This window comes from Streptomyces sp. NPDC006265, assembly GCF_040613555.1.
Lineage (GTDB): Bacteria > Actinomycetota > Actinomycetes > Streptomycetales > Streptomycetaceae > Streptomyces.
Map to the genome: position 1 here is coordinate 1 of NZ_JBEXSH010000408.1, position 7830 is coordinate 7830.

The following is a 7830-nucleotide window of genomic DNA, read 5'->3' on the forward strand; positions in this document are numbered from 1 at the left end:
CGTCCCCCAGCGCCGACAGCGTCGGCAGCGAGGCCTCGACCTCGCATCCCGGCTCGGGGGGCCGCAGCCACACGGCGGCCCCCTGGGAACCGACCCGATCCCGGGGAGCAGGCGGAACGTCCGCCTCGCAGGGCGCCGCAGCGCGCGACACGCGCGTCGGCGGCACCGCCGTCTCCCCGTGCGGCGCCGGGGGCGACGGCGCATCCATGAGGCCGCCCGCGCCGATCGCCGCCAGATCCGGCGCCAGGGCGCCCCACTCCAGCCATTCCAGCAGCCCGGGGAGCTCCTCCGCGCTGCCCGCGGCCACCAGGAGCAGCATCCGGTCGCCGTGAAGCGCGACAGGGGAGCCGGGCGCCAGGCGCCGCAGAGCCGCGTGCCCCGCCTCAGCCGGGACGTCCAAGACGTCGTAGCGCACCCCCACCGCAAGCCGCAGAGGATCGCCGGGCACCGTCGGCCACCCCAGTTCGTTCTCGTACCACCACCGGACCTGACCGCTCGCGCCGGCCGGGTCGAGCGGCCGGCGGGGGTTCGGGAGGGGCGGGGTCGAGGATGCGGTCACGGGCTGAGGGGCGCCGAGCATGCCAAGTGCAACAGCCGGAAGGGCCCCCAGGTTACGCTGGGTTCTGTTATGAGCGCACAGCGTGGCCAAACGGGGGTGCGCCGGGGGTGCGGAGAGGCGCAAGGTTGTTCGCCCGTAGCGGAGGGAACGGGGGCGCCCGGCATGGACTTCCGGCCCCTGCGGGTAAGACATCCCTAGTGGGAGGGGGCGACACGCAGGAAAGGCCGTCTCACGTTCGCCATCGGCGTACTGGCGAGTGGGGTATCTGCCTGGCCTGCGGGAACATCGTCTCGCACCATCGGGTTGGAGCAGATGTCGGCGTTCGGGGTCAGGAGGCCAAGGACGGTGTCGGCAGTTGGAATGAGCGGTCCCCGCTTGCGGGACTAAGCTGCGGAAGGACAGGGAGGGGAAGTTCCCCCCACTGCCTGACCGCTCTGAGGAGCGATTAACGATGTTCGAGAGGTTCACCGACCGCGCGCGGCGGGTTGTCGTCCTGGCTCAGGAAGAAGCCCGGATGCTCAACCACAACTACATCGGCACTGAGCACATCCTCCTGGGCCTGATCCACGAGGGTGAAGGTGTCGCCGCCAAGGCCCTTGAGAGCCTCGGGATTTCGCTCGAGGCGGTCCGCCAGCAGGTGGAGGAGATCATCGGCCAGGGCCAGCAGGCCCCGTCCGGCCACATCCCCTTCACCCCCCGTGCCAAGAAGGTCCTGGAGCTGTCGCTCCGCGAGGCCCTTCAGCTGGGCCACAACTACATCGGCACGGAGCACATTCTGCTCGGCCTGATCCGTGAGGGCGAGGGCGTCGCCGCCCAGGTCCTCGTCAAGCTGGGCGCAGATCTGAACCGCGTGCGGCAGCAGGTGATCCAGCTGCTCTCCGGTTACCAGGGCAAGGAGACCGCCACCGCCGGCGGTCCTGCCGAGGGCACCCCCTCCACGTCCCTGGTCCTCGACCAGTTCGGCCGGAACCTCACCCAGGCCGCTCGTGAGTCCAAGCTCGACCCGGTCATCGGGCGCGAGAAGGAGATCGAGCGGGTCATGCAGGTGCTGTCCCGCCGTACGAAGAACAACCCGGTGCTGATCGGTGAGCCCGGCGTCGGCAAGACCGCCGTCGTCGAGGGCCTCGCTCAGGCCATCGTCAAGGGCGAGGTGCCCGAGACCCTCAAGGACAAGCACCTCTACACCCTGGACCTCGGCGCGCTGGTCGCCGGCTCCCGCTACCGCGGTGACTTCGAGGAGCGCCTGAAGAAGGTGCTCAAGGAGATCCGCACCCGCGGCGACATCATCCTGTTCATCGACGAGCTCCACACGCTGGTCGGTGCGGGTGCCGCCGAGGGCGCCATCGACGCGGCTTCCATCCTGAAGCCGATGCTGGCCCGCGGTGAGCTGCAGACCATCGGCGCCACCACGCTGGACGAGTACCGCAAGCACCTGGAGAAGGACGCCGCCCTCGAGCGCCGCTTCCAGCCCATCCAGGTCGCGGAGCCGTCCCTGCCGCACACGATCGAGATCCTCAAGGGTCTCCGTGACCGGTACGAGGCCCACCACCGCGTCTCCATCACGGACGAGGCGCTGGTCCAGGCCGCCACCCTGGCCGACCGGTACATCTCGGACCGCTTCCTGCCGGACAAGGCGATCGACCTGATCGACGAGGCCGGTTCCCGGATGCGCATCCGCCGGATGACCGCGCCGCCGGACCTGCGCGAGTTCGACGAGAAGATCGCCGACGTCCGCCGCGACAAGGAGTCCGCGATCGACTCGCAGGACTTCGAGAAGGCCGCCTCCCTGCGTGACAAGGAGAAGCAGCTCCTGGCCGCCAAGGCCAAGCGGGAGAAGGAGTGGAAGGCCGGCGACATGGACGTCGTCGCCGAGGTCGACGGCGAGCTGATCGCCGAGGTCCTCGCCACGGCCACCGGCATCCCGGTCTTCAAGCTGACCGAGGAGGAGTCCTCCCGCCTGCTGCGCATGGAGGACGAGCTCCACAAGCGGGTCATCGGCCAGGTCGACGCCGTCAAGGCGCTGTCGAAGGCGATCCGCCGTACCCGTGCCGGTCTGAAGGACCCGAAGCGTCCCGGTGGCTCGTTCATCTTCGCCGGCCCGTCCGGTGTCGGTAAGACCGAGCTGTCCAAGGCGCTCGCCGAATTCCTCTTCGGTGACGAGGACGCGCTGATCTCCCTCGACATGTCGGAGTTCAGCGAGAAGCACACGGTCTCGCGGCTCTTCGGCTCGCCTCCCGGTTACGTGGGCTACGAAGAGGGCGGCCAGCTGACCGAGAAGGTCCGCCGCAAGCCGTTCTCCGTCGTCCTCTTCGACGAGGTCGAGAAGGCCCACCCGGACATCTTCAACTCGCTGCTGCAGATCCTGGAGGACGGTCGTCTGACCGACTCCCAGGGCCGGGTCGTGGACTTCAAGAACACGGTCATCATCATGACGACCAACCTCGGCACCCGGGACATCTCCAAGGGCTTCAACCTGGGCTTCGCGGCCCAGGGCGACACGAAGTCGAACTACGAGCGCATGAAGAACAAGGTCTCGGACGAGCTCAAGCAGCACTTCCGGCCCGAGTTCCTCAACCGCGTCGATGACGTGGTCGTCTTCCCGCAGCTCAGCCAGGACGACATCCTCAAGATCGTCGACCTGATGATCGGCAAGGTCGACGAGCGCCTGAAGGACCGGGACATGGGCATCGAGCTCTCCCAGTCCGCCAAGGAGCTGCTGTCCAAGAAGGGCTACGACCCGGTGCTGGGTGCGCGTCCGCTGCGTCGCACCATCCAGCGTGAGATCGAGGACTCGCTGTCGGAGAAGATCCTCTTCGGCGAGCTGCGCCCCGGTCACATCGTGGTCGTCGACACGGAGGGCGAGGGCGAGACCAAGACCTTCACCTTCCGCGGTGAGGAGAAGGCGCCTCTCCCGGACGTCCCGCCGATCGAGCAGGCGGCCGGTGGCACGGGCCCGAACCTGAGCAAGGACGCCTGAGCCGTACGACCCAGTGAGAAGGGGCCGGTGCTGAACAGCACCGGCCCCTTCTCCATGCCCGGACGCTCCCTACGACAGCTGCCCGTCGTAGTCCGGCAGCTTGTACGTCCGCTCGGCGTGGCCGCCCGAGAGGTCGGTGCCGCTGTTGCCGATGTTCGCGATGATCGTGTAGCCCTTGCGCTCGATGTCGACGCGCTGGGCCGTCTTGTAGTCGGCGACGTTCTTGAACAGGTCGATGAAGTTGCGGACGTAGAGCCCCGAGACCTGGTAGCCGGTCTGCTTCAGGTTGTACTGGGTGAACGAGGCGATGATGTCCGGCCGGGCCGTGACGAAGAACAGGGCGACGCCGCGCTCCTGCGCGTATCTGGCGGCCTCCAGAACGGGCTTGTTGGCCGGTTGCGGGTAGCTGAAGCCGAAGTCCGTCTCCAGCGTCGTGTTGTCGATGTCGAAGACGATGGCCTGCTTCTCGCCCGGCTTCGTGGCCGCGATCCGCTGCTTCAGATAGGGCATCGCCTGGTCCATCACGGCCTGGCAGTCCTTCTGCCAGGTGCCGTAGTCGACGTCCGCGGCTGCGGCTGCGGACGCGGTGGCGGTCGGGAAGGCCCGGCTGGTGGTCGCGGCGTCGGCCGGTGCGGCCATGGCCACGAGGGCCGCCGCCGAGACGGCGGTCACTGATGCGCGGCGCAACCAGGGGCGTCGGGTCTGCATGTCGTGGGGGTCCTCTCACGTCAGTGACGCTGCCAACATGTCGTGTGCATGCTCGTGCGCGAGGGTGGCGCGAGGGGAACCGTAGGGTTACCGGACGGTAAGTGCCTAGAGGCGTGCGCCACATTTCCGGAATGGCCGAAGAGGGCCCCGGTGACATGGCGCACAGGCGATATGTCCGTTACTAGATGGAATAGTGGATACCAGGCCGGGAGGAAAGGGATTCTTGCCCCACGGTGGGGGTGGAAGTGCGGGTCAATGCCCTGATTCGCTCTGAATGACTGCTGTGTCAAGAGACGTAGAACACTGAACCAAATTACTAACTAGCGTCGTAGATCACGCTTTTGGGAGTTTGTCGGACTTCGGGTTACCAAGGGATGGCCACACGGCGAGCGGTTGTGCGCCGGGTGGTTTTCTCCGTCCCCTTCCATACGAGGTTTCGATGTCCCAGCGCGTCACGTCCCGTTCCTCCCGTACGTCCCAGCTCCGCACCCGTGCGACCGTGCTGGCCGCCGGCCTTGGTGTCTCGGTCGCACTGGGAGCCGGGGTCGCGTCCGCCGCCGACACCACGGCCGCGTCCGGCGCCTCCAGTGCCGTGCAGGCGCAGGCCGCCGCCCAGACCAAGGCCGCCAAGGCCGAGGCTGTGAAGGCTGAGAAGGCTGCCAAGGCCGCCGCCGCGAAGAAGGCCGCTGCCAAGAAGGCCGCTGCCAAGAAGGCCAAGCCCTCCTGGGTCGACCCGGTGAAGACGTACAAGCTGTCCGCGAGCTTCGCCCAGAACGGCGGCATGTGGGCGCACAAGCACAGCGGTCAGGACTTCGCCGTGCCGAGCGGCACCCAGGTCGTCGCCGCCCACGGCGGCACCGTGGTCAAGGCCGGCGGCAACGGCGCCGGCGACGGCCCCGCGTACGGCAACGCCGTCGTGATCAAGCACGGCAACGGCACGTACTCCCAGTACGCCCACCTGTCGAAGGTCACGGTGCACGTCGGCCAGATAGTCAAGACCGGCCAGGAGATCGCCAAGTCCGGCAACACCGGCAACTCGAGCGGCCCCCACCTGCACTTCGAGATCCGCACGACCCCGAACTACGGCTCGGCGATCGACCCGGTGAAGTTCCTGCGCGCCAAGGGCGTGACGGTCTGACCCCAGGTGTGATCCCCAGGCCCTAGGAGCCCCCGGCTCCCCGGTGGGCCTGGGTCACCAGATCCGTGGCGACCTCGAGGACGGCTTTGTTCTTCTCCTCGGGGTCGTCTCCCATGTCCTGGAGCAGGAACATGCCGGCGTGCAGCGTGAAGATCGCGCTGGCGCAGCGGACCTGGTCGACCAGGTCCGCGTCCGGGTCGACGATGATGTCGCGCAGGCTGTGGATGCGGGCCTTGAAGGACTCGCCGATCCGCAGGTCCCGTACCGTCGCCTGGTTCTCGTGCATGAAGCGGAACAGCGGCGTCGCCTCGGCGAGGGTGTCGGCGTAGCGGCGGATGATCTCCTGCTTGGTCGCGAGGGTGTGCGGCTGCTGCCGGCCCCACTCGATCAGGTCCTCGATCGGTTGGGTGAGGTCCTCGAAGATGCTGACGAGGATCTCTTCCTTCGTTTTGAAGTGGTAGTAGAGCGCGGCCTTGGTGACCTCGAGGTGCTCGGCGATCTCGCGCAGGGAGGTCTTCTCGTAGCCGTGCGCCGCGAAGAGTTCGAGGGCCACGTCCTGGATGCGCCGGCGGGTGTCCCCGCGGCGCCGCTGCTTGGTGCCGTCCATGGTGCCGCCCATCTTCCTACGCCCCCGAGTTCCATCAAACTTACTTGACGCCCGGCTAGTTCCGCGGCTAGCTTCCGAGTGTAGTCACTAGCCGGTCGGCAAGTAAGTAGCGGTAGCTGGGGGAGTGGGAAGCGATGACGGACACGACGGACACACCGGCGGCCGACGCCGGGGGGAAACAACCGAAGAGCGTGCGGGTGGTCCTGCTCGCACTGATGATCGCGATGATGCTCGCGATGCTCGACAACATGATCATAGGCACCGCGATGCCGACGATCGTCGGTGAGCTGGGCGGGCTCGAGCACCTCGCGTGGGTCGTCACCGCCTACACGCTCGCGACCGCGGCCTCCACCCCGCTGTGGGGCAAGCTCGGCGACATGTACGGCCGCAAGGGCACGTTCATGACGTCCATCGTGATCTTCCTGGTCGGCTCCGCGCTCAGCGGCATGGCCCAGAACATGGGCGAGCTGATCGGCTTCCGCGCCGTGCAGGGCCTCGGCGCCGGCGGCCTGATGGTCGGCGTCATGGCGATCATCGGCGACCTGATCCCGCCCCGCGAGCGCGGCAAGTACCAGGGCATGATGGCCGGCGTCATGGCGCTGGCGATGATCGGCGGTCCGCTGGTCGGCGGCACGATCACCGACAACTGGGGCTGGCGCTGGGCCTTCTACATCAACCTGCCGCTCGGAGCGGTGGCGCTGGCCGCCGTAGGTGCCGTGCTGCACCTGCCGAAGAAGCGCTCCGAGGCGCGGATCGACTACCTGGGTGCCGCGCTGCTGACCGTCGGCATCACCGCGATCGTGCTCGTCACCACGTGGGGCGGCACGGAGTACGCCTGGAGCTCCGCGCGGATCATGGAGCTGATCGGCATCGGGGTCGCCGCGCTGGTCGGATTCGTGTTCTGGCAGACCAGGGCCGCCGAGCCGATCCTGCCGCTGCACATCTTCCGCAGCCTCAACTTCACGCTGATGTCGGTCATCGGCTTCATCACCGGCTTCGTGATGTTCGGGGCGACGCTCTTCCTGCCGCTGTACCAGCAGTCCGTGCAGGGTGCTTCCGCGACCAACTCCGGGCTGCTGCTCCTGCCGATGCTCGGTGCGATGCTCGTGACCTCGATGGTCGCCGGGCGGGTGACCACGAACACCGGCAAGTACAAGGTCTTCCCGATCGCCGGCAGCGCGCTGATGATCGCCGGCCTCTACCTGCTGTCCACGATGGACACCGGGACCTCCCGACTGACCTCCGGTGTCTTCATGGCCGTGGTCGGGCTCGGCATGGGCTGCCTGATGCAGATCACCATGCTGGTCGCGCAGAACAGCGTGGAGATGAAGGACATGGGCGTCGCGTCCTCGTCGACCACCCTGTTCCGTACGCTCGGCTCCTCCTTCGGCGTCGCGATCATGGGTGCGCTGTTCAACAACCGCGTCCAGGACGTCATGAGCGAGCGGGCCGGTGCGCTGGGCTCCAAGGTGACCGAGCAGTCGGCACAGCTCGACGCCAAGAGCCTGGAGAAACTCCCGGTGCTGGTCCGGGAGGCGTACCAGCACGCGGTCTCCGCCGGCACGCACACGGCCTTCCTGCTCGGAGCCGTGGTGGCGGTGGTCGCACTCGTGGCGGCCGTGTTCGTCAAGGAGGTGCCGCTGAAGGGAGCGGGACCGAAGGAGGACGGCAAGCCCGACACCCCGGCGGCGCAGCCGCCCATGGTCGAAGCCGTCTGACCGCACCGCACGAGGCCCCCGGGAGTGTGGCGGATTCTCGGGGTCCTCGCAACACCTGATGGCTTACGTGGCTGTCAGTAGATCACGCAGGCGCTCGGCTGGGGTTCTCCAGTCGAGCGTTTT

6 protein-coding genes are annotated in these 7830 nt (G+C 67.7%); 3 read left to right on the forward strand and 3 right to left on the reverse strand.

Annotated elements, in window-relative coordinates; all coding sequences use genetic code 11:
• Positions 1 to 580, reverse strand: a 580-nt coding sequence (locus tag ABZ281_RS28395; protein ID WP_356659961.1) for an SCO3374 family protein, incomplete at its 3' end; no start/stop codon positions are given.
• A 430-nt stretch (positions 581 to 1010) separates the two neighbouring features.
• Between ABZ281_RS28395 and ABZ281_RS28400 the strand changes: the two genes are divergently transcribed.
• Positions 1011 to 3536 carry an ATP-dependent Clp protease ATP-binding subunit gene (locus ABZ281_RS28400; RefSeq protein ID WP_356659963.1) on the forward strand — a complete coding sequence of 842 codons (2526 nt, stop codon included), beginning with the start codon at positions 1011 to 1013 and terminating at the stop codon, positions 3534 to 3536.
• Positions 3537 to 3605: 69 nt separating this feature from the next.
• On the opposite strand, the gene ABZ281_RS28405 is transcribed toward ABZ281_RS28400, so the two are convergent.
• Positions 3606 to 4244 (reverse strand): HAD family acid phosphatase, encoded by a 639-nt coding sequence (locus ABZ281_RS28405; protein WP_356659965.1) that lies wholly within the window; start codon positions 4242 to 4244, stop codon positions 3606 to 3608.
• 439 nt (positions 4245 to 4683) lie between these two features.
• Between ABZ281_RS28405 and ABZ281_RS28410 the strand changes: the two genes are divergently transcribed.
• Complete coding sequence (locus ABZ281_RS28410; protein WP_356659967.1) at positions 4684 to 5382, forward strand: M23 family metallopeptidase; 699 nt, start codon at positions 4684 to 4686, stop codon at positions 5380 to 5382.
• Positions 5383 to 5404: 22 nt separating this feature from the next.
• Here ABZ281_RS28410 and ABZ281_RS28415 read toward each other — a convergent pair whose 3' ends face one another.
• Positions 5405 to 6001: a helix-turn-helix domain-containing protein gene (locus ABZ281_RS28415; protein ID WP_356659969.1), complete on the reverse strand. Its 597-nt coding sequence runs from the start codon at positions 5999 to 6001 to the stop codon at positions 5405 to 5407.
• Between the two features lie 122 nt (positions 6002 to 6123).
• Here ABZ281_RS28415 and ABZ281_RS28420 point away from each other — a divergent pair, with 122 nt between their 5' ends.
• A complete protein-coding gene (locus ABZ281_RS28420; protein WP_356659971.1) occupies positions 6124 to 7707 on the forward strand; it encodes an MDR family MFS transporter in 1584 nt (527 codons plus the stop codon).
• Positions 7708 to 7830: the final 123 nt, after the last annotated feature.